The organism is Actinospineispora eucalypti (genome assembly GCF_039543365.1).
GTDB lineage: Bacteria > Actinomycetota > Actinomycetes > Mycobacteriales > Pseudonocardiaceae > Pseudonocardia > Pseudonocardia eucalypti.
On the sequence record NZ_BAABJP010000030.1, the window covers coordinates 171935 to 193392 of the forward strand.

At 72.0% G+C, this 21458-nt stretch carries 22 protein-coding genes; 11 read left to right on the forward strand and 11 right to left on the reverse strand.

Features of this window, described 5'->3' with window-relative positions; translation table 11 throughout:
- Positions 1–3: 3 nt before the first annotated feature.
- Positions 4–1239: an alpha/beta fold hydrolase gene (locus tag ABEB12_RS25890; RefSeq protein ID WP_221498198.1), complete on the forward strand. Its 1236-nt coding sequence runs from the start codon at positions 4–6 to the stop codon at positions 1237–1239.
- On the opposite strand, the gene ABEB12_RS25895 is transcribed toward ABEB12_RS25890, so the two are convergent.
- Positions 1236–2564, reverse strand: a complete 1329-nt coding sequence (locus ABEB12_RS25895; protein WP_185062367.1) for an amidohydrolase family protein — start codon at positions 2562–2564, stop codon at positions 1236–1238. The two genes, ABEB12_RS25890 and ABEB12_RS25895, sit on opposite strands and share 4 nt — an antisense overlap.
- Before the next feature lie 129 nt (positions 2565–2693).
- Between ABEB12_RS25895 and ABEB12_RS25900 the strand changes: the two genes are divergently transcribed.
- Positions 2694–3479 carry an SAM-dependent methyltransferase gene (locus ABEB12_RS25900; protein ID WP_185062368.1) on the forward strand — a complete coding sequence of 262 codons (786 nt, stop codon included), beginning with the start codon at positions 2694–2696 and terminating at the stop codon, positions 3477–3479.
- Between the two features lie 4 nt (positions 3480–3483).
- Here ABEB12_RS25900 and ABEB12_RS25905 read toward each other — a convergent pair whose 3' ends face one another.
- From ABEB12_RS25905 to ABEB12_RS25915, 3 genes are read right to left on the reverse strand one after another with little or no spacing between them, the layout of a single operon-like run.
- A complete protein-coding gene (locus ABEB12_RS25905; protein ID WP_185062369.1) occupies positions 3484–5103 on the reverse strand; it encodes an FAD-dependent oxidoreductase in 1620 nt (539 codons plus the stop codon).
- A 7-nt stretch (positions 5104–5110) separates the two neighbouring features.
- On the reverse strand, positions 5111–7390 hold the full coding sequence (locus ABEB12_RS25910; protein WP_425572274.1) for a heavy metal translocating P-type ATPase: 2280 nt from the start codon (positions 7388–7390) through the stop codon (positions 5111–5113).
- Positions 7391–7398: 8 nt separating this feature from the next.
- Positions 7399–8331 (reverse strand): hypothetical protein, encoded by a 933-nt coding sequence (locus ABEB12_RS25915; RefSeq protein WP_185062371.1) that lies wholly within the window; start codon positions 8329–8331, stop codon positions 7399–7401.
- 168 nt (positions 8332–8499) lie between these two features.
- Between ABEB12_RS25915 and ABEB12_RS25920 the strand changes: the two genes are divergently transcribed.
- From ABEB12_RS25920 to ABEB12_RS25940, 5 genes are all read left to right on the forward strand, one after another.
- Complete coding sequence (locus ABEB12_RS25920) at positions 8500–8997, forward strand: DUF4396 domain-containing protein (protein ID WP_185062372.1); 498 nt, start codon at positions 8500–8502, stop codon at positions 8995–8997.
- A gap of 198 nt (positions 8998–9195) precedes the next feature.
- Positions 9196–9405 carry a hypothetical protein gene (locus tag ABEB12_RS25925; protein WP_185062373.1) on the forward strand — a complete coding sequence of 70 codons (210 nt, stop codon included), beginning with the start codon at positions 9196–9198 and terminating at the stop codon, positions 9403–9405.
- A gap of 35 nt (positions 9406–9440) precedes the next feature.
- The gene (locus ABEB12_RS25930; protein WP_185062374.1) at positions 9441–9818 is read left to right on the forward strand and encodes a DUF6153 family protein; all 378 of its coding nucleotides are present in this window, start codon (positions 9441–9443) and stop codon (positions 9816–9818) included.
- Between the two features lie 53 nt (positions 9819–9871).
- A complete protein-coding gene (locus tag ABEB12_RS25935; protein ID WP_185062375.1) occupies positions 9872–10495 on the forward strand; it encodes a DUF305 domain-containing protein in 624 nt (207 codons plus the stop codon).
- Between the two features lie 172 nt (positions 10496–10667).
- Positions 10668–11492 (forward strand): alpha/beta fold hydrolase, encoded by an 825-nt coding sequence (locus ABEB12_RS25940; RefSeq protein ID WP_185062376.1) that lies wholly within the window; start codon positions 10668–10670, stop codon positions 11490–11492.
- Between the two features lie 6 nt (positions 11493–11498).
- On the opposite strand, the gene ABEB12_RS25945 is transcribed toward ABEB12_RS25940, so the two are convergent.
- Together ABEB12_RS25945 and ABEB12_RS25950 are read right to left on the reverse strand one after the other, a co-directional pair.
- Positions 11499–11729 (reverse strand): hypothetical protein, encoded by a 231-nt coding sequence (locus ABEB12_RS25945; RefSeq protein ID WP_185062377.1) that lies wholly within the window; start codon positions 11727–11729, stop codon positions 11499–11501.
- 39 nt (positions 11730–11768) lie between these two features.
- On the reverse strand, positions 11769–13793 hold the full coding sequence (locus ABEB12_RS25950; protein ID WP_185062378.1) for a prolyl oligopeptidase family serine peptidase: 2025 nt from the start codon (positions 13791–13793) through the stop codon (positions 11769–11771).
- 74 nt (positions 13794–13867) lie between these two features.
- On the opposite strand from ABEB12_RS25950, the gene trpC reads away from it, so the two are divergent.
- Entirely contained in the window at positions 13868–14653 is a 786-nt protein-coding gene (trpC, locus tag ABEB12_RS25955) for an indole-3-glycerol phosphate synthase TrpC (RefSeq protein ID WP_185062379.1), read from the forward strand.
- A 652-nt stretch (positions 14654–15305) separates the two neighbouring features.
- On the opposite strand, the gene ABEB12_RS25960 is transcribed toward trpC, so the two are convergent.
- Positions 15306–16094: a SigB/SigF/SigG family RNA polymerase sigma factor gene (locus ABEB12_RS25960; RefSeq protein WP_185062380.1), complete on the reverse strand. Its 789-nt coding sequence runs from the start codon at positions 16092–16094 to the stop codon at positions 15306–15308.
- A gap of 163 nt (positions 16095–16257) precedes the next feature.
- Here ABEB12_RS25960 and ABEB12_RS25965 point away from each other — a divergent pair, with 163 nt between their 5' ends.
- The 3 genes from ABEB12_RS25965 to ABEB12_RS25975 all read left to right on the forward strand — a co-directional run bounded on the left by ABEB12_RS25965 (position 16258) and on the right by ABEB12_RS25975 (position 18029).
- The gene (locus ABEB12_RS25965) at positions 16258–17370 is read left to right on the forward strand and encodes a DoxX family membrane protein (RefSeq protein ID WP_185062381.1); all 1113 of its coding nucleotides are present in this window, start codon (positions 16258–16260) and stop codon (positions 17368–17370) included.
- A 319-nt stretch (positions 17371–17689) separates the two neighbouring features.
- The gene (locus ABEB12_RS25970; RefSeq protein ID WP_185063075.1) at positions 17690–17803 is read left to right on the forward strand and encodes a 3-keto-5-aminohexanoate cleavage protein; all 114 of its coding nucleotides are present in this window, start codon (positions 17690–17692) and stop codon (positions 17801–17803) included.
- A gap of 46 nt (positions 17804–17849) precedes the next feature.
- On the forward strand, positions 17850–18029 hold the full coding sequence (locus ABEB12_RS25975) for a hypothetical protein (protein ID WP_185062382.1): 180 nt from the start codon (positions 17850–17852) through the stop codon (positions 18027–18029).
- A 7-nt stretch (positions 18030–18036) separates the two neighbouring features.
- Here ABEB12_RS25975 and tatA read toward each other — a convergent pair whose 3' ends face one another.
- Genes tatA through ABEB12_RS25995 form a run of 4 tightly spaced genes read right to left on the reverse strand, consistent with a single transcriptional unit; the run spans position 18037 to position 21428 of the window.
- A complete protein-coding gene (gene tatA / locus ABEB12_RS25980; protein ID WP_185062383.1) occupies positions 18037–18240 on the reverse strand; it encodes a Sec-independent protein translocase subunit TatA in 204 nt (67 codons plus the stop codon).
- On the reverse strand, positions 18240–18542 hold the full coding sequence (locus ABEB12_RS25985) for a hypothetical protein (protein ID WP_185062384.1): 303 nt from the start codon (positions 18540–18542) through the stop codon (positions 18240–18242). Before ABEB12_RS25985 ends, tatA begins: the two co-directional genes overlap by 1 nt.
- A gap of 29 nt (positions 18543–18571) precedes the next feature.
- Entirely contained in the window at positions 18572–19051 is a 480-nt protein-coding gene (locus ABEB12_RS25990; RefSeq protein ID WP_185062385.1) for a 2Fe-2S iron-sulfur cluster-binding protein, read from the reverse strand.
- 10 nt (positions 19052–19061) lie between these two features.
- Positions 19062–21428 carry a molybdopterin cofactor-binding domain-containing protein gene (locus ABEB12_RS25995; RefSeq protein WP_185062386.1) on the reverse strand — a complete coding sequence of 789 codons (2367 nt, stop codon included), beginning with the start codon at positions 21426–21428 and terminating at the stop codon, positions 19062–19064.
- Between the last annotated feature and the right edge of the window lie 30 nt (positions 21429–21458).

A 21458-nucleotide genomic window follows, 5' to 3' on the forward strand; every position in this document is an offset into this window, starting at 1 on the left:
CTCATGACCCCGACCCACCAGGAAGCGCTCGACGCCGTAGCGGGCATCCCGCCGGACGCACTGCCCGCCTGCCACCCGTGGCGCGCCCTACTGGAGATCGGCCCCCTCCGGGTGGGCGTGCACGCCGAGGACCGCCGGCTGACCCTCTCCGACCAGGTCACCATCAACTCCAGCTGGGACTTCGAGTTCACCGTTTCCCGGCGGGAGTGGGCGGAGTTCGTCACGCGGCCCACCGGCCGGGGCCTCACCTCCGCGCAGGCGCTGGTCGCCACCCGGGGCGCGGACCGGGTCCGGGGCAGCCGGGAGATCTGGGCCCGCGCCGCCGGGACGCTGGACCTGCTGCTGGAGGCCCTGCGCGACCGGGTCCGTCCGGCCGAGCCGCCACGCCCCGACCCGACGCCGCCACCGCCCGGCCTGAGCCCGATCGAGGGCCGGTACCTGCACGTCGCGGTCGACGGTGAGCCGAGGAGGATCTACTTCGAGGCCGCCGGGAACGGCCGCCCGCTGCTGTGCCTGCACACGGCGGGCGCGGACTCCCGGCAGTTCCGCCACCTGCTCGAGGACGCCACCCTGACCAGCCGTTACCGGGTGATCGCGTTCGACATGCCCTGGCACGGGCGGTCCGACCCGCCGGACGACTGGCGGCACCGGCGGTACGCCCTCACCACCCGGACCTACGCGGCCACCGTGCTCGCCGTGATGGACGCACTGGAGCTGACCGAGCTGGTGCTGATGGGCTGCTCCATGGGCGGCGCCATCGCCCTGTACCTGGCCAGCACCCAGGGCGAGCGGTTCACCGCGGTGTGCGCGCTGGAGGGCGGCCTGGGCAACCCGGGCCGGTTCGTGGACTGGACCCACCGCGCCGACGTCGACCACTCGGCGTTCCTGACCAGCTGGGTCGGCGGCCTGATCGCGCCGGGCAGCCCGCCCGGACCGCGGGCTCAGACGCTGTGGGGCTACGCGCAGTCGGGCCCCGGCGTCTACCAGGGCGACACGCACTTCTACTCCCGCGACCTGCCCGAACTGGCCGCCGACCTGGGGCCGGCCAAGTGCCCGCTGTACGTGTTCAGCGGCGAGTACGACTACTCGGCCACCACCGAGATGAGCCGCGCGGCGGCGGAGAAACTGGGCGGCACCCTGATCGAGATGCCCGGGCGCGGCCACTTCCCCATGTCCGAGAACCCAGCGGCATTTGCGGAGGACGTCTTCCCGCTGTTGCTGCGACTGGCCGAGGGTTAGAGGGTTGCTCGGGCGCGGCGGGCGCGGTCCCCTGCCTCCCGCACCACCCGTTCCTCGTCCAGGGTGGTCAGGACCCGGTTGCGGACGACCACGCGGCCGTCCACCAGGACGGTGTGCACGTCGGCGGCCCGGGCCGAGTAGACCAGGGCAACCAGCGGGTCGTGCGCCGGGGTCAGGTGCGGGGCGCGCAGGTCGGTGAGCACCAGGTCGGCCAGGTAGCCGGGTCGCAGCTGGCCGAGCCGGTCGCCGAGGCCGATCGCCCGCGCACCGCCGTGCGTGGCCATCCGGAACACCTCCTCCGCGACCACCACACCCGGCTGCCGGGTCACCGCCTTCTGCAGCAGCGCCGCGTACTTCATGGTCTCGAACATGTCCTGCCCGTTGTTGCACGCGGGGCCGTCGCAGGCCAGGCCGAGGGGGATGCCCGCCTCGCGCAGCTTGGGCAGGGGCGCCACGCCCGAGGCGAGCAGCATGTTGCTGGTCGGGTCATGGATCACCGGGGAACCGGCCTCCGCTATCAGCTGGATGTCCCGCTCGGAAAGGTGCACGCAGTGGTTGAGCATGACCCCGGGGCCGAGGGCGCCCACGTGGGCGAGCATCTCCACATTGCTGAACCCGGTGTTCTCCCGGACCAGGTCGTTGTACTCCGGGGTTTCGGCGGTGTGCAGGTGCAGCTGGACGCCGTAGGTGGCCGACAGCTCCACCGCGTCCCGGAAGGACGCCTCGCTGGAGCCCCACGGCACCAGCGGGCCGGCGCCGACCCGGGTCCGGCCGTCCAGCGGCCAGGCCTCGATGAGCTTCTCGGTCCGCGCGACCACCTCCGACCGGCTCTCCACGAACCCGTCGAAGAAGGTCACGTCGTTGCTGCACCGGAACAGCACCGAGCGCAGACCGGAGCGGTCCAGGGCCCTGGCGGCGAGCTGGTCCACCTCCCGCTCGTAGTGTGGCGAGAAGAACACCTCACAGATCGTGGTGTTTCCGGCCTTCAGGTTCTCCACCGCACCGAGCTCCATGCTGAGCGCGTAGTCGCGCGGCTCCAGCGCCCGCATGAGCGGCACCTGCCAGTCGGACAGCCAGCTCAACAGATCACGGTCGGCGCCCAGGGTTCGGCCGTAGATCATGCACAGGTGGGTGTGCGCGTTCACGAAACCGGGCGTGACCAGCATGCCGGTCGCATCGATCACCTGGTCCGCCGGGCCGTCGGGCTCACCCTCCCCGACGCCGACGATGGTGTTGCCGTCGATCAGCACCCAGCCGGGTTCCAGTGGCGGACGGCCCTGCTCGGCCGTGAGCACGGTTCCACCACGCACCAACAAGGTCGGCACGATTGACCCCTCCCCTAGTGGATCTCAATCTGTACCGGGTCTGCACCGGACGCGCCGAGCGGCGTCCGGGTGAAAGGTCTCGTGGTCATGTTATTTTTTGCGTAGTTAATTGATCTCCCGGGACGGTGGATGGAAGAGATCAACTTCGACGTGCCCCAGTCCGCGCGGATCTGGAACTACTGGATGGGCGGCAAGGACAACTATCCGGTCGACCGCGCGGCCGGTGACGCCTGGGCGGCGATCCAGCCGGAGATCGTGGACATCGCCAGGCAGTCCCGGCAGTTCCTCATCCGGACGGTGCGCTACCTGGCCGAAGAGGCCGGCATTCGCCAGTTCCTGGACATCGGCACCGGCCTGCCCACCCTGCAGAACACTCACGAGGTGGCCCAAGCCATCGCGCCGGAGTCCCGGGTGGTGTACGTCGACAACGACCCGCTGGTGCTGGCCCACGCCCGCGCGCTGCTGGTGAACACGACCCCGGAGGGCGTCACCACCTACGTCGAGGCGGACTACCACGCCCCCAGCCTGATCGTGGCCGACGCGCGCAACATCCTGAACTTCAACGAGCCGGTCGCGGTCATGTTCATGGGCGTGCTCGGCCACGTGGCCGAGTACCAGCGCGCCCGGGAGATCGTGGCCCGGGTGGTCGACTCCACCCCCACCGGCAGCACCCTGACGCTGTGGGAGAACACCAACCTCACCGAGTCCGCCCGGCTGGCCGCGAGCGAGTACCCGGACAGCGGGGCCGTGCCCTACCGGCTCTGTTCGGTGGAGCAGGTCGCCGGCTTCTTCAAGAGCATGGAGCTGATCGAGCCGGGCGTGGTACCGATCAACCACTGGCGCCCGAACCGGATCGAGGTGGGCACTCTCCCGGCCGGCATCGACGCCTACGGCGCGGTCGGCCGCAAGGTCTGATCTCCTACCAGGGCCGGGTGATCAGCCCGCGCAGCCGCTGTCCGGGCGTCGGGGCGAGCAGCCGGCCGGCCACCAGGTGTCCGGATGCGCCGCCGAGGCCGGCCCCGGGGTGGGTGGCCGCCCCGATGTGCCACAGCCGGGGCACCGGCGTGGCGTGGCCGGGCACGGCGGCCAGCGGGCGCCAGAGGAAGCTCTGGTCCAGCTCGGCCGAGCCGGCGTACGGGTCGCCGCACAGCGCGTTCGGGTTGTACCCGGCCAGGTCGGCCGGGGTGATCACGTCCATGCCCACGACCAGCTCGGCCAGCCCCGGCGCCTGCGCCGCCACCCGGTCCAGCACCCGCCGGGCGTAGCCGGTGGCCAGCTCCGGGCTCCAGCCGCCGCTGGTGTCCAGTTCCCCGGCCGAATCGCCGACCGGCGCGAACGGCACCTCCTGCAGCTGCAGCCACAACGCCGCCTTGCCGTCCGGCACCCGCGACGGGTCCAGCACGTGCTGCTGGCCGACCACCACGGTGGGCCGGCGGGGCAGCAACCCGGCCTCGGCCTCCGCGCAGGCGATCCCGGTGGAGCCGGAACCGTCGCTCAGGTGCACCAGCGGCACCCCGGCCAGCGCCGGGTCACGCCAGGGCACCGGCCCGGACAGCGCCACATGCACCTGCATGGCCGCCCGGCCCGGCCGGTAGCGCAGCGCGGCCGAGTGCACCTCGGCGGACACGGCGCCGGCCGGCAGCAGCTCGCCGTACAGCGCGGGCGGGGTCACCGAGGCCAGCACGGCCTGCTCGGCGGCCAGGCTCCACCCCTCGCCGGCCACCCCGCCGGCACCCCCGTCGCGCAGCTCGATCCGGGCCACCCGCCGGCCGGTGTGCACCCGGACACCCAGCTCGTCGAGCAGCCGTTCCCACGCGGTCACGAAGTTCCCCGCGCCGCCGACCACCACCGGAAGCCCGGCCGCGTGCAGGGTCGCCGCGAAGATCGGCACCATCAGCCCACCGGAGGCGCTGTCCGGCGCCAGCCCGCCGTGCAGCAACCACGGCGCCCACAGCCGGTCCGCCTCCGGGCCCCGGAAGTGGGTGCGCAGCCACGCTCGCCCGGAGGTGGCGACGTCCCTGGCGTACCCGGTCAGCTCGGCCCGGCCGCCGGCGCGGGCCAGGCCCCACAGCGGGGCGAGCGCGTCCAGCGAGCGGAGCTCGGTGCCGAGCAGCCCGCCGATGTGTGCCGCGTGCGCGCCGAAGCGGGCCACCGCCGCCCGGTACGCGTCCCGGTCCGCCGGCTCGGTGAAGCCGGCCACGGTGGCCTCCAGGTCCCGGTGGGCGATGGTCACCGAGCCGTCGTCGGCCACCGAGCCGGTGAGCGGGCCGTCGGCATTGGCGTAGGCCAGGCCGTGGCGGTGCAGGTCGGCGCCGAACTGGGCGTACACCGGGCCGCTGACGAACAGCGGGTGCCAGGACGACCACGTGTCGTGCACGTACCCGGGGACGGTGCGCTCCCCCGAGCCGATGAACCCGCCGATCCGGTCGTGCGCCTCGACCAGCGCCACCGACCGGCCCGCCTTGGCCAGCCGGGCGGCGGCGGCCATCCCGTTGATTCCAGCGCCGACGACTACTACGTCGGCCGTCTCCCGCGACATGCGTACATCATTCTGGACCGTTGCTGAGAGGTTGGAACCGGCGCAGGCGGAGGCTGTTGGTCACCACGAACACCGAGCTGAGCGCCATGGCCGCGCCGGCGAGCATCGGGTTCAGCAGGCCGGCGGCGGCCAGCGGCAGGGCGGCCACGTTGTAGGCGAAGGCCCAGAACAGGTTGCCCTTGATGGTGGCCAGGGTGCGCCGGGCCAGCCGGATCGCGTCGGCGGCCACCCGCAGGTCGCCGCGCACCAGGGTCAGGTCGCTGGCCTCGATGGCCGCGTCGGTGCCGGTTCCCATGGCCAGCCCGAGGTCGGCCTGGGCCAGCGCGGCGGCGTCGTTCACCCCGTCGCCGACCATGGCGACCACCTTGCCCTGGTCCTGCAGGCGCTTCACCACGTCCAGCTTCTGCGCCGGCAGCACCTCGGCGATCACCGTCTCCGGACCGGGGTCGATGCCGACCTCGGCGGCCACGGTGCGCGCCACCTCGGCGTTGTCCCCGGTCAGCAGCACCGGGGTGAGCCCGAGCGCGCGCAGCTGGGCGATCGCCGCGCGGGAGGTGGGCTTGACGGTGTCGGCCACCACCAGCACCGCGCGCGCCCGGCCGTCCCACGCCACCGCGACCGCCGTGCCCCGCGCCTCGCCGGCCCGCGCGGCCGCCGCGAGCGGCTCCGGCAGCGGCTGGCTCCACTGCTCCAACAGCGCCGGCCGGCCGACCAGCACGGCGTGGCCGTCCACCACACCCCGCACGCCGAGCCCCTCGCTGTTGGCGAACTCCTGGACCGGGGGCAGCGCGCCGAGCCGGGCCGAGGCGGCGCGCGCGATGGCGGCGGCGATCGGGTGCTCGGAGGCGTGCTCCACGGCGCCGGCCAGGCGCAGCGCCTCTTCCTCGGTGACGCCCTCGGCGGTGTGCACCTCGACCAGCGACATCTTCCCGGAGGTCACGGTGCCGGTCTTGTCCAGCACCACGGTGTCCACCCGGCGGGTCGACTCCAGCACCTCGGGTCCCTTGATCAGGATGCCCAGCTGGGCGCCCCGGCCGGTGCCCACCAACAGGGCAGTCGGGGTCGCCAGGCCCAGGGCGCACGGGCAGGCGATGATCAGTACCGCCACCGAGGCGGTGAAGGCGGCCGTGGCACCCGCCCCGGCGCCCAGCCAGAAGGCCAGCGTGCCCACCGCCAGCGCGATCACGATCGGCACGAACACGCCGGAGATCCGGTCGGCCAGCCGCTGCACGGCGGCCTTGCCGGTCTGCGCGCGCTCCACCAGTCGGGCCATCTGGGCGAGCTGGGTGTCCGCGCCGACCCGGGTGGCCCGCACCACCAGCCGGCCGCCCGCGTTCACCGTCGCGCCAACCACCGCGTCGCCCGGCCGCACCTCCACCGGCACCGACTCACCGGTGAGCAGCGCGGCGTCCACCGCCGAGCTGCCGTCCTCGACCACGCCGTCGGTGGCGATCTTCTCCCCGGGCCGGACCACGAACCGGTCCCCCACGGCGAGCCGGTCCACCGGCACCCGGACCTCGGTGTCCCCGCGCAGCACCGCCACGTCCTTGGCGCCGAGCTCCAGAAGGGCGCGCAGCGCCGCGCCGGCCCGGCGCTTGGCCCGAGCCTCGAAGTAGCGACCGGCCAGGATGAACGTGGTGACCCCGGCCGCCACCTCGAGGTAGATGTTGCCCGCGCCGTCGCTGGGCGCCACGGTCAGCGTGAACGGGTGAACCATGCCGGGCGTGCCGGCCGTGCCGAACAGCAGCGCGTACAACGACCAGCCGAACGCGGCCAGGGTGCCCATGGAGATCAGCGTGTCCATGGTGGCCGCGCCGTGCCGCAGGTTCGCCCAGGCCGCGCGGTGGAACGGCCAGGCCGCCCAGACCACCACCGGCGCGGCCAGCGCCAGGGAGATCCACTGCCAGTAGCGGAACTGCAGCGCCGGCACCATGGCCAGCACGATCACCGGCACGGACAGCGCGATCGCGCCGGCCAGCCGTTGGCGCAGCGCCCCGGTCGGGTCGTCGGTCTCTTGGCCGGTCTCCGCGCCGTCGTGGCCCCGGTGGTCCGCCGGCCGGGGCAGCTCGGCGGTGTATCCGGCCGCCTCCACCTCCGCGACCAGACGCTCCGCCTCGACGCCCTCCGGCGCGTGCACCGTGGCCTTCTCGGTGGCGTAGTTGACCGTGGCGGTGACCCCGTCGAGCTTGTTCAGCCGGCGCTCGATCCGGTTCGCGCAGGAGGCACAGGTCATCCCGCCGATGGCGAGCTCGACCTCTCGCACCGCGCCGGTCGTCCCGGATGACACGCTCGTCATCATGCGCCTCCATGCTGGTGGGTAGCCACGGCGGACAGGCTGAACTCGGCGGTCCGCACCCCGCCGTCGTGCTGGAAGTCCAGGTAGAGCCGGTAGTTCCCGGCCGAGGGCACCTCGGCGAAGAACCGGATCTCGGGGCCGGCGGCGGTGCGCCCGTCACCCGGGCTGCCGTCCGGGTGCACGTGCAGGTAGGCCAGGTCGCCCTCGCGCAGCGCCACCAGGTGGCCATAGGCGGCCAGGTAGGGCTGCAGATCGCGCACCGGCACACCGCCCCGGCGCACGGTCAGGGTCAGCGGCGAGGATTGCCCCGGCACCAGCTCGCCGGCCAGTTCCACCTGGTAGTCGGCCACCTGCGCGGTGCGGCCGGGCCGGGTGGTCGCCGGAGCGTAGTCACCGGGCGCCTCCAGGTCAGTGCCGAGCGTGAGGGCCGGGCCACCGGTAGGCGCGAAATCGGCGAAGGCCCGGTACGAGCCGCCCGCCGGCACGGTCAGCGGCACTCGCCAGGTGCCGTCCGGGGCCATCTCCGGGTGCAGGTGCTGGTAGGCGGCCCCGTCCCGGCGCACCACGATCAGGTGCATGAGCTTGTCGTGCTCCACCTCGAACCGGGTCACCGGCGCGCCGTCCGGCCCGTCGATGCGGAAGCTGAACTGGCCGGGGGCGCCCGGCGCGAAGGCGCGGTCGGCCGGCACGAAGCGGTAGCCGTCCATGGCGGACGCCAGGCCCTTCGGCTGGTCCGCCGGGGCTTCCCCGGACCCGTCCACGCCGTGGCCGGTAGATCCGTGCCCGGCAGATTCGTGCCCAGCAGATTCGTGGCTGGGCGCGGCGGCGGGCGCCGTCGGCGGCGCGCCCAGCAGCGACCCGGCGGCGTACGCCCCACCGGCCAGCACGAGCAGCGCGGCCAGGTAGCCGGTCAACTTGGACGCGGTGGTCACGGCGACCATCTCCCTTCGACACCGGCGCGGGGCGCCGTCAAGTCGACGCTAACATACCCTAGGGGGGTAGGGTAGAAATCTAGGCAGGTGATGACCCCCACGTGGCACTGATACCCCCCAGGGGTGCATCTTATGGTACCTACAGGGGGTATACGAAAGGAGAACGGCATGACCGAGCACGCCCACCACTCGCATGGCCACTCGCCCACCAGCGGCGGGTGGTCGTCCGTGACCTGGTCCGCCGCCGCATCGGCCACGCTGCACTGCCTCACCGGATGCGCGATCGGCGAGGTGCTGGGCATGGTGATCGGCACCGCCCTGGGGCTGCACAACGCGGCCACCGTGGTGCTCTCGGTCGCACTGGCCTTCGTCTTCGGCTACGCGCTGACCATGCGCGGCGTGCTGCGCGCCGGCGTCGGCCTGGCCTCCGCGCTGAAGGTGGCGCTGGCCGCCGACACCGTGTCCATCGCCGTGATGGAGATCCTGGACAACGCGGTCATGGTGTTCGTCCCGGGCGCCATGGACGCCGGCCTGACCAGTGTGCTGTTCTGGTCCGCGCTGGCGTTCTCACTGGTGCTGGCGTTCCTGCTGACCACTCCCGTGAACCGGTGGATGATCGGGAGGGGCCGGGGTCATGCGGTGGTGCACGCCTACCATCACCACTGAGACCATGGTCAAGTAGCAGTGAGAGCCCTTCTACCAGCGATCAGGGTCTCTCATCGCGACTTGACCACGAGATGAGCGGTGCTCGAGGCTCCCGGCCCGGGACCTCCGAAGCGCTCTCTGAGAGACCACTCAGCGAATTTGCCTTCCGCTTACCGCTCTCGGCCTTGGCGATAATCGTGCGTTCCTTAGCGTGGCGGCATGGTTCCGTTCGCCCCACCCCTGGCCAGGCTGTTCGAGCGGCTCGGAGAGCGGCTGCTCGACGTCGCCGTGGGCCATCGTGCGGCTTGGCCGACCGGTGACCCGCTTTCCGACTGCCCCGAACTCGCCCGCGAACCCGGCGGGCGCCTGGCCTGGTTGCACGTGCACGCCCCCCGGGACCGCGCTGAAGGCATCCGGCGCTCCGCCTGAGCCGGTCGTCCCCGGGCGCCGCTAGGGTGGCCGGCGTGGTGCTCCGCACGAGCGCGCCACCGGTGCGCTGGCTGCTGATCGTCGCCCTGGCGATCGGCCTGGTCGGCATGCACCACCTGCTCGGTGCCGCACACTCCCCGAGCGGTCACCACGCCACCACCCACGCGGGCCAGCACGCCCAGCACGCTCCGAACGCCGCGCACGGCTGCTGCGGCGGTGAGCTGGCCATGGGGCACATGTGCCAGGCGGTGCTCCCGTCCGAGGACCTTCCACAGCTGGCCACCGCGGTGCTCGGCGCGCTGTCCGTGGCGGCGCCGACGCTGGCCCTGCCCAGCGCACCCACCACCCACCCGCCGCGCGGCCCGCCCTCGGGCGCCGTCCTGTTGCTGCGCCTCTGCGTTTCCCGGCGCTGATCGTCACCGGCTCTCCGACGACCAGCCCATTCCCAAACGCAGAGGACTTCAGCATGCGCACGAACACGCTCGGTGGCGCCCTGGCCACCGCACTCATCACCGTCGCCACCCTCGGCGGCTGCGCCGCCACCGGCGACGCTCCGGCCTCGCCGGCCGCACCGCCCGCCCCGGCCGCGTCCGCCGGCCAGGCCCACAACCAGGCCGACATCTCCTTCGCCCAGGGCATGATCCCGCACCACGCCCAGGCGGTGGACATGGCGAAGCTGGCGCCAACCCGGGCCGGCTCACCCAGGGTCAAGGAGCTGGCCGCCGCCATCCAGGGCGCCCAGCAGCCGGAGATAGACCAGATGACCGGCTTCCTGCGCGACTGGCAGGCACCGGTACCGGAGACCGGTGACCAGGCCATGGGCGGGATGCAACACAGCGGGCACGAGATGCGGGGGGCGGGCCGAGGGATGATGACCGCCGAGCAGATGTCCGAGCTCGAACGGAGCAGCGGCCCGGCCTTCGACCGGTTGTTCCCGCGGATGATGGTCGACCATCACCGAGGAGCCGTCACCATGGCCAACGCCGAGCTGGCCGAAGGGCAGAACCCGGAGGCCAAGCAGCTCGCCCGGCGGATCGTCGACGCCCAGCAACGGGAGATCGACGAGATGACCGCCCTCCTGGGCGGCTGACCGAGGCCTCCTTCGGCCCGGCTCGGCGATACCGGGCCGGGCCGAAATAGGAGCACGCGTCGAACGGTTCGATACAGACGAGCAACGGTCTTCCGCTGCCGACGAGCGGGCGAGCGGTTAGAGTTTACTCTCGATTAACCGGGTACCCCGGGGGTGCGAAGGGAGGGCGGGCGTGGTCGAGTCCAACTACTGCCGGCGCGGCTCCGGCACCCCGCTGGTCCTGCTGCACAGCCTCGGGCAGCGCTGGCCGATCTGGCTGCCGGTGCTGGACCGGCTGTCCGAGCGGCACGACGTGCTCGCGGTCGACCTGCCCCGCCTCGGCCGGGCACCGATTCCGCACACCGTCACGGACGAAGGCATCAAGGCCTTCGGCGTGCGGTCGCTGGAACGGGTGTTCAAGCACCTCGGCGTGGAACGGCCGCACGTGGCCGGACTCGGCCTCGGCGGCATGCTGGCGGTCGCGGCCGCCGCTGCTGGCACCGTGTCCTCGGCGACGGCGTTGTCCCCGACCGGGTTCTGGACGCCGGCCCAGCGCCGGGCGACCGTGGCCCAGCTACGCGCCTTCCGGATGGCCTCCCGCCTCGCGCTGGCCACCAGGCCGCCCCTGGCCGCCAGCCGGCTGGTGCAGACCACGATCATGTCGCGGCTGTGCAGCCATCCGAGCCGGATCGGTTCGGCCGAAAGCCTCGAGCTGATGGCCGCCATGCGCGATGCGACCGCGTTCGAAGAGGCGATGCGCAGCACCCGCCTGTTCCGCTGGCGCCCCGGGCGCCAGCCCGAGGTGCCGGTGACCATGGCCTGGGCCGACCGGGACAAGATGATCTCCCGCCACCAGGCGAACGGCGCGGTCCAGGTACTCCCGGGCGCGCTCCAGGTCCGGCTCCCCCGCTGCGGGCACCTGTGCATGTCCGACGACCCGGAACTCGTGGCCAACGTCATCCTGAGCACCTGCGCCCGGGCGGAACGCGGGCGCCCCGCCGTCTCCCCACCCAGCTAGTCCGCGCTAGTCATCACTCTCACGCAGCTTCAGCACGATGCGGAGCACACACTCCACCGCCGACTGGAACGCCGCGCCCCGCAGCTCGTCCCGGTCGGTCAGGTTGCGCGCCGCATAGCCCAGCATCTCGTCCCGGGTCATCCGGCGGACCAGCAGCTCCGCGACCTCCTCCAGGTCCAGGCCCGGGTGGTCCAGCCGGGCCAGCGCGAAGTTGACGACCAGCTCGTCGTCGGTCACCCGGTGCTCCCGGGCGCCGGCGCGGCCGGACCAGCCGGATCAGCCGCCCACGTGCCGCCAGCAGAACTCGTGCAGCAGCGCCCACTGGAAGGCCCGCTGTGCGTTGTCCGCCGCCCCACCGTGCCCGCCCTCGATGTTCTCGTAGTAACTCACCGGATAGCCGTACTCCCGCATCCTGGCCACCATCTTGCGGGCATGCCCGGGATGCACCCGGTCGTCCCTGGTCGAGGTGGTGACCAGTACCGGGGGCAGCACCACGCCCCGGCGCAGATTCTGGTACGGAGAGTAACGAGCCAGCCACTCCCAGTCGCGGGGTGACTCGGGGTCACCGTACTCCGCCATCCAGGACGCTCCGGCCAGCAGCAGGTGGTAGCGCCGCATGTCCAACAGCGGAACCTGGATCACGATCGCTCCGAACAACGACGGGTAGCGGGTCAGCATCACACCCATCAGCAGGCCGCCGTTGCTCCCGCCGTGCACGGCCAGCCGGGCCGGCGTGGTGATCCCCCGCCGCGCCAGGTCCCGGGCCACGGCGGCGAAATCCTGGTACGCGCGCTCGCGGTGTTCCCCCAGCGCGGCGGTGTGCCAGTCCGGCCCGTACTCCCCGCCGCCGCGGACGTTGGCCACCACGTAGTTGCCGCCCCGGGCCAGCCAACCCCGCCCGACGATCCCGCTGTAGCGCGGGGTCAGGGGTATCTCGAACCCCCCGTAGCCGGTCATCAGGGTCGGCGCCGGGCGGTCGCTCTCCGCGCCGACCACGAAGTAGGGCACCCGGGTGCCGTCGTCGGACTCGGCGAAGAACTGCCGGGTGCGCATCCCGGTGGTCTCGAAGAACGCCGGAGCCTGGCGCAGCGTCTCCACCCCGCCGTCGATCTCCCCGCGCAGCAGGGCCGGCGGCTGGGTGTACCCGCTCACGTCGAGCAGGTACTCGTCGCCGTGGTCCGGGTCCACCCCGATGACGTCGGTGGAACCCAGGTCGGGACCGCCGGGCAGGGTCACCCGCGCCCACCCCTGGTCCGGGGTCAGCACCTCCACCCGGGTCGCCACGTCCACCAGCAGCACCAGGATCAGGTGGTGGCGGGTCCACGCGTGGTAGCTCAGCGAGCGCGACGGGGTGGGGCTGAACAGGACGGTCGCCGTTCGGTCGCCGGCCAGGTAGTCGTCGAACCGGAAGGCCAGCAGCGAGCCCGCCGGGTGCGTCGCGTCGCCCAGCTCCCACGGCGAGCGGGGCCGCACCAGCAGCCACTCCCGGTGCACGTCGGCCTCGGCGTCGTCCGGCACGTCGATCAGCTGGAGCCGGCCGTCCGGGCGGCGGAGGTACTCCCGGCTGGTGTGGAAGTCGGGCCGGCAGCCGACGAAGTCCCGCACGAAGCCCTCGGTGTGGTCGTGCCAGGCGTAGGCGGACACGTCGGTCTCCGCCGCCTCGAACACCACCGGCGCCTCGGCCACCGGGGTGCCCCGGCGCCACTCCCGGATCACCCTCGGGTACCCGGAGGTGGTCATCGAACCCGGGCCGGTGTCGGTGCCGACGTAGATCGTGTCCGCGTCGATCCAGGACACCCGGGTCTTCGCCTCGGGCAGGGTGAACCCGCCGGACACGAACTCCTTGGTCTCTAGATCGAACTCCCGCACCACCGCCGCGTCGGCCCCGCCCCGGGACAGCTCCACCAGCGCGCGGGCGTAGTCCGGCCGGCGCACCCCGGCGCCCGCCCACACCCAGTTCTCCCCCTCGGCGGCCCCCAGCGCGTCGACGTCCAGCAGGTGCTCCCACTCGGTATCCGCCGACCGGTAGCTGTCCAGGGTGGTGCGCCGCCACAGCCCGCGCGGCCGCTCGGCGTCCTGCCAGAAGTTGTAGAGCAGCTCGCCCCGCCGGCGGACGTAGGGGATGCGGTCACTGTCGTCCAGCACCTCGAGGGTCTGCGCGCGCAGCTCCTCGAACCGGTCGCCCACGGCCAGGTCGGCCAGGGTCTCGGCGTTGCGGGCACGTACCCAGGTCAGCGGCTCCTCGCCGGTGACCTCCTCCAGCCACAGGTACGGATCATCGAGCGGATCGGGTGAATTCACCCCGCCAGTCTGACCCGCCGTGCGCGAGAGTGGAGACTGAGTATCCACCCACGACGCAAAACCGGGGGCTCGACGTGAACGTGTTGGACGGCATCCTGGCCGGTGTCCGGGAGGACATGGCCGCCCGTCAGGCGGAGGTTTCGCTCGCCGAGCTGCGGGCGCGGGTGGCCGACGCGCCGCCGGTGCGGGCGGTGCTGCCGGTCTTCCGCGAGCCGGAGGTGTCGATCATCGCGGAGGTCAAGCGGAAGAGCCCGAGCAAGGGCGACCTCGCCGACATCCCGGACCCGGCGCGGCTGGCCGCCCGCTACGCCGAGGGCGGCGCCAGCGCGATCTCCGTGCTCACCGAACAGCGCCGGTTCAGCGGTTCGCTGGCCGACCTGGACGCGGTGCGCGCCGCCGTGGACGTGCCGGTGCTGCGCAAGGACTTCATCGTCGACCCGTACCAGGTGTGGGAGACGCGCGCGCACGGCGCCGACCTCATGCTGCTCATGATCGCCTCGCTGGAGGACGGTCCGCTGGCCGAGCTGCTCGGGCTGGCCACCGAGCTCGGCCTGACCACCCTGGTGGAGGCGCACACCGAGGAGGAGCTGCACCGGGCGGCCGCGCTCGGCGCGGAGCTGATCGGCATCAACGCCCGCAACCTCAAGACCCTCGCGGTGGACCGCACGGTGTTCAAGGAGCTCGGTCCGGCCGTCCCGGCCGGCGCGGTGAAGGTCGCCGAGTCCGGCGTTGCCGGGCCGGAGGACGTCGCCGAGTACCACGCCTGGGGTGCCGACGTCGTGCTGGTGGGCGAGGCGCTGGTGCGCGCGGGCGACCCGGCGCAGGCGGTGCGGTCCTTCCTGGCGGCCGCGCGGGGCTAGCCGCAATGCCGTTCAGTTGGGGCGCCGCGCCCGTCGTCAACACCGGCGCGCCGGTTCGGCCGGGGGTCAGGTTCGAAAGATAGCCTGTACGGTGGTGCGGTAGCGGCCCTGCCGCGGCGTCCGCTCCCGGCCGCCGGCCTCGTTACGGGGCGTGGCTGGTGTTGGTCAGGTTTGCCGCGTCCGGCTCCTCGAGGTGGAATCGCCCGCACGGGCATTCAGCTAGTGGTTTGGGACTGTCGTCGGCCCAGGACGCGTCGGTTCGTCGCGGCTATTCGGTGTTCCAGGGGTCGATGAAGATCGACATCATCCTCACAGACGTTCTACTCGCGGGTAACGTCTCTATCGATGATGTTGATCTCCCACCATGAGCAGACCCCATCCCAGGATGCGCCGACCGATAGTCACAACAGACACGTGAACCACTATTGACACTTCAGTCACAATAAGTGAACTCCGATTAGCCCGACCGCACCCGTTGCCCAACCCCGAACCCGACCAACACCGGCCACGCTCCGCAACCCACACCGCCGGCCGGGCACGCAAAGGTCGCCACCGCACCGCCGTCCAGGCCATCTTTCGAACCCACCCCCCAACCGAAACCGCACGCCGACATTGACGACGGGCGCAGCGCCTTAACTGAGCAGCATTGGGGCTAGCCGCGGTTCAGCTGGTCGCGCAGGGTGCGCAAGGTCTTGGCGAGCAGGCGCGACACGTGCATCTGGGACAGGCCGATCTCGGTGGCGATCTGGGTCTGGGTGAGACCGCCGAAGAAACGCAGCATGAGAATGCGTCGCTCCCGCTCGGGCAGCCGGGCCAGCAGCGGGCGCAGCGCCTGGCAGTTCTCCGCCAGCTCCATATCGGGATCGGCGGTCCCGACGGTGTCGGCGACGGTGTGGCCGCTGTCCTCGGTGTCGGTGAGCGGTTCGTCCAGCGAGTCGCAGCGATAGGCCTGGGCAGCCTGTAGCCCCTCGAGCACGTCGTCCAGGGACATGTCCACCCTCGACGCGATCTCGGTGGGCTTCGGCGCCCGCCCCAGCTCCTGGGACAGCTCGCTCACCGCCGCGTTGAGCACCAGGTAACGGTCCTTCAACCGGCGCGGCACGTGCATCGCCCAGCCCCGGTCCCGGAAGTGCCGGCGCAGCTCGCCCTGGATGGTGGGCACCGCGAAGGCCAGGAAGTTGACCCCTTGCTCGGGGTCGAACCGGTCGATGGCGTGCACCAGGCCCAGCAGCGCGACCTGGCGCAGGTCCTCCAGCTGTTCACCCCGGTTGGCGAACCGCCGGGCCAGCCGGCCGGCCATGGGTATGTACTCGGCCACCAGCAGCTCCCGCACCTGGACCCGGCGCGGGTCATCCGCTTCCAGGGTGGCCAGCTCGGCGAACAGCGGCGCCGGATCCGCATCCGATCGCGAGTTCTCTACACCCAGCAGGGCGGCAGACATTTCAGCGACACCTCACAGTCGAGATCAGCTCCGACAAAGGTGGCCGCTTTTTTCAGCCCGCACGGGTGCTCTGGTGCATGCGCCCGCACCACTGGGTACCCGCAACCCGCAACCTTCACACCTCGCGGTTTATCCGGGGCCGGGTCCGGGAAGTGACCAGGGCATGTTGCTACGACGGGCCGCGAGGCCATTGCTCGCCGGGATCTTCGTGTGGAGCGGCATCGAGGCGCTGCGTGATCCGAAGGGTCACGAGGAAGCCGCCCGCCCGGTCCTGGACCAACTGACCAACCTGGTGCCGGGCGCCGAACAGGTGTCCCACAGCGCCCTGGTACGCGCCGACGCTGTGGTGAAGGTCGGCGCCGGCACGATGCTCGGCCTCGGAGTGCTGCCCCGGCTCTCCGCCACCGCACTGGCCGCCGGCGTCGTGCCGACGGCGCTGGCCCAGCAGCGGTTCTGGGAACAGCCGAACCCCGACCTGCGGCGCGCCGAACGCACCCAGTTCCTGCAGAGCCTCGGCCTGCTCGGCGGGTTGCTGCTGGCGGCCGCCGACACCGGCGGCCGGCCGTCGCTGGCCTGGCGGGCGCGCCGCTTCCGGTCCCGCCACCAGATCGCCCCCGCCGCCGAGTCCCTCACCGGCCGACTCGCCGAAACCGCCGGCACGATCACCGGCCGTGCGAGCGAGGCCGCCGGCACGCTCTCGAGCCGGGCCGGCGAAACCGCCGGAACGCTCTCCGGGCGCGCATCGGAAACCGCCGGGGCACTCTCCGGCCGGGCGTCGGAAGCAGCCGGGACGCTCACCGGCCGGGCCGGCGAAACCGCGGGGGCACTTTCCAGCCGCGCCGGTGAGGCGGCCGATCGCGCGGGCCGTGCCGCTGGGCGGCTCTCCGGCCGGGCCAGCGAGACGGCCGCGCGGGCCGTGGAGCAAGCCGGCGAATCCACCGCCCGGGCCGGCGAGCGACTGGCCCTCACCGCCCGTGCCGCGGCCGAGCGGGCCAGCGAGGCCGCCGGTGAGCTGGGCGTGCACGCCTCCAGGGGCGGCGACCGGCTGGCCATGCTGGCCAGCACTTCCGGAGAACGCGCCACCCGAGCGGCGGAGCGGGCGGGCCAACTACTGGCCGACCGCGCCGACCGCCTGGAGCTGGCCGGCCACCAGACCGCCGGCCGGGCCCGCAAGGCCAGCCGGCGCGCCCGCCGCCAGGCCCGCAAGCAGATCAGGCGCTCGACCCGGCGGGCGCGGCGCACCGCCGACTCGGTCCGGTCACGCATCACCCACTGAGCCGACCCACCGGTGATCATCAGGGCATGACGGCCGTTCGAACAGCCGAAAGGCGGCCCTCACGCCCTGATGATCATGCAAAGGGGTCGGGATCAGCCGGAAGAGGCGGCGAGGCTGCCCAGGAGCTCGAGGGAGTCGGCGGACCGGCTGCCGGCTTCGGCGTGGAACACCACCAGGGTGACGGCATCCGTGCCGGGCACCAGGAACTTGTCGGAGTGCAGGTCCAGCTCGCCGACCAGCTCGACCAGCTTCGGGAGAACGCGGCCGCCGCGACTGGACCTGCCGGCCGACGCGCTCGCCGAGCTGGACGCGCCCGGGCCTGGACACCCGAATCGGGCTGGAGGACTCGTTCGTGATGCCCGACGGGAGCCCGGCCGAGGACAACGCCGAGCTGGTCCGCACGGCCGTGCACCGCGCCGCCGGCCCGGGATGAGGCGTGCGTCGCGTTTCGCCGGCGTACACCCGGGTACCCCGGAGGCATGCGCGAGCGGATTAGGGAACGGGAGCCGTCGGCGGCTGCTGACGTCGTCGCGCGGATGCTCGACCGCCCGGGGTTGCGGCGGCTCGAGGAAGTGGCCCGCAGGGCGAACGGGGACCGCCGGCGGCGCCGGGTCTCCGGCGAGGGGGTGTTACCCAAAGCGGAGCCCGGCACCGGATAGCCCGAGGTCAGGTCCCCGTCGAGTCGGCGGCCGGGAGTGCCTGCCGCTGGGTCCGCTGCTCGTCGTCCGCCTTCAGCTCCCGCATCTCGCCGCGGAGAATCCGGGTGGACTGCCCCACCGACCGGGCCAGATCCGGAAGCTTCTTGGCCCCGAACAGCAGGGCGAGGACGCCCAGCACGATCAACCAGTGGGTCGGGCTCAGCGCACCCATTACTTGAGCGGCCCGTCCTTCAACAGCCCGCCGACCGGTCCCTCCACGAACCGGGAGTCGGGGTCGAAGAACTCGGTCTCCGTGCCGTTCGCGCCGTTCGGGCGGTCGTCCCCGTTGGCCGCGTCCATGAACGAGTCCCGCTGGGTCTCCAGGGTGGCCTCGCCCGCGTCCACTCCCTGGGTGGGGCTCTGCGTGCTGGGGTAGCCCTCGGAGTCGTCCTCGTCGGCCTGCGCCACGCTGGCGCCGATCCACAGTAAGGCGGCACCGGCCAGCGCGAGGCCGATCAGCTTCTTGGTAGGCATGGTTTTTCGTCCTTCCGGTAGGTACGAGGTCACATCTTCTTCGCGCCGGCTTTGATCGCCTCGCGGATCCGGTTGTAGGTGCCGCAGCGGCAGATGTTGCGGATCTCCTCGATCGCGCTGTCGTCCACGTCCCGGCCCTCGTCGCGGCACTGCTTCACCTTGGCCACCGCCGCCATGATCTGTCCGGGCTGGCAGTAGCCGCACTGCGCCACGTCGTGGTCGATCCACGCCTCCTGCATCGGGTGCAGGCCGTCCCCGTCGTGGGTGTCGGCCAGCCCCTCGATGGTGGTGACCTCGTCGCCGTCGTTGATGTCGCCGACCCGGACCGAGCAGGGGTTGAACGCCTTGCCGTTGATGTGGCTGGTGCAGGCCTTGCAGACGTTGATGCCGCAGCCGTACTTCGGCCCGGTCACCCCGAGCATGTCGCGGATCACCCAGAGCAGGCGCACGTCGTCCTCGACGTCCACATCCACGGTCTTGCCGTTGAGCTTGAACTTCTGTGTGGGCATGGCGGTCTCCTCAGTAGGTGTGCTCGAGGCCGTCGGCGGGCGGGGCGGGGATCGGTGGCGAGGTCGGGTACGGCTTGAAGGGCAGGTCGTCCTTGTGGTTCACCGGGAAGTACTCCGGCACCTTCCCGGTCGCCCTGGCGTAGGCGCAGGCGATCGCGCCGCAGGTGGCGGCCACGCCGAACTCGCCGGCGCCGCCCGGCTCCGGCGACTCCGAGTCGTCGATCACCACGATGTTCATCTCGGGCGGGGTGTTCCACTGCCGGGTGTAGAAGTAGTTGTCCCAGCTGGCCTCGACGAAGTGCCCGTCGTCCAGGTGCAGGCTCGAGGTGAGCGTCATCGCCAGGGCGTCGTTGATGCCGCCCATCATCTGGGCCTCAACCCCGCGCGGGTTGATCACCAGGCCGACGTCCACGACGTAGGTGACCTTGGTGACGCGGGCCCCGGTGCGCGCCATGCGGACCTTCCGGTTGACCGTGTCGTCCCGGCAGTCGATCTCCACGATGCACGCCGCCGCGCCCTTGTACTCCACGTGCAGGCCGATGCCCTGCGCCGTGCCGGGCTTCATCTTCTTGCCCCAGTCGGCCTCCTTGGCCGCCCGTTCCAGCACGTTCCGGTAGCGCCGCAGACTGACGAACTCGCGGCGGAACTCGTACGGGTCCTTGCCCATCTTCTTGGCCATCTGGTCGACCATCAGCTCGCGTGCGGTGGCCACGTCCGGCGAGTAGATGTTGCGCACCGCCGAGGTGTTGAACCGCATGTCCACCTCGTTGAGGAACCGGGTGGAGTTGCCGAAGTTGTACGGCGTGAGCTGGGTCAGCTCCCAGATGATCTCCGATACGCCCAGGTTGCCGGTGGGCGCCTTGCTGGCGGCGGCGGTGATCGGCTCGGAGAAGCCCGGGTTGATCTCGGTGGCCACGCTGGTGTGCCGCAGCTCGAAGCTGTGCACCGAGTCCTTGCCGATCAGCGCGCGCACCCGGGTGGTGGCCATCGGGTGGGTGCGGCCCTGCCGGGAGTCGTCGGCCCGGGTCCACATCAGCTTGACCGGCTTGCCGATCTTTTGCGAGCACTCGGCGGCTTCCTGCGCGCCGTCGAAGAACAGCTTCCGGCCGAACGAGCCGCCGCCCTGCATGACGTGGAAGTCCACCGCGTTCTGCGGCAGGCCCAGGTTCTTGGCGATCTCCGCCTGCGCCGCGATCGGGCTCTTCGCCGCGCTCCAGATCGTCGCCTTGTCCTTGCGCACGTCGGCGATGGCGCAGTTGGTCTCCAGCGGGCTACCGCTGCGGAAGTAGAAGACGAACTCGCCCTCCACCACCTCGCCCGCGCCGGCCGGCACGGCCAGCGGCAGCTCCCCCTTGCGCAGCTTGCGCAGCACCGACTCGTCGTTCTCCCCGGCCACGGTGCCGGCGTTCCAGCTCACCTTGAGCTCGTTCACCGCGTCGATGCACTGGCCGAAGGTCTTGGCCCGCACGGCGTAGCCGGTGCTCACCTTCACCACGTCGGTGACGCCCGGCATGTTGCGGACCTCGTCCAGGTTCTCGCAGCTCTTGGGGTAACCGTTGAGGTCCGGCGCCCGGCAGATCACGGTGGGTAGCGCGTCCGGAACCTTCAGGTCGGTGGTGAACTTCTTCTTGCCGGTGACGATCTCCCGCGCGTCGCTCTTGGTGCGCGGCTTGCCGATGATGGTGAACTTCTCCCGGTCCTTCAGGACCACCTCGGCCGCCTCGTCGATCGGGCTGGCCGCCGCCTCGGTCAGCTCGCCGAACGGCAGCGACTCCCCGTTGCGCCCCAGGATCAGGCCCTTGCGGCTGGTCAGCACCGCCTTCTCCTGGGCCAGCTGGGCGGCGGCCGCGTCGAGCAGCCGGCCCTGGGCGAGCGCGGCGGCGACCCGGATCGGGGTGTAGGTGGAGAAGGTGGCGCTGGAACCACCGGTGAGCTGGTTGAACACCAGCTCCGGCCGGGCGTCGGCCAGGGTCACGTGGACCTGGTCGGGGTCCAGGTTCATCTCCTCGGCGATGATCATCTGGGTGGAGGTGATGGTGCCCTGGCCGTTGTCCGAGCGGGGCAGCGCGAACGCCACCGTGCCGTCCCGCCTGACCTCGATCGTGATCAGGTTGGCGGTGGGACGGGCGCTGTCGCGGATCGCGTCCAGCAGGTCGTAGTGCTCGGGTCCCTGGAAGGACGGCAGCTTGGGCAGCGGCAGGTCCTCACCCCAGACCGGGGGGCTGTTGAAGATTGCGCTGCGGCCTAGCTCGGCGGCGACCACCAGCGTCGGCGCGGCGACCAGGTAGCCGAGGAACCGGCGGCGGCTGTGAAAACGGCTACCGGTGCCGTCCTCGGGGTCGGGGCGGGAACGGGTGGCGGCGCGATGGGCGGGCATCGTGGTGGTCCTCTCCAACTGAGGAAGGGA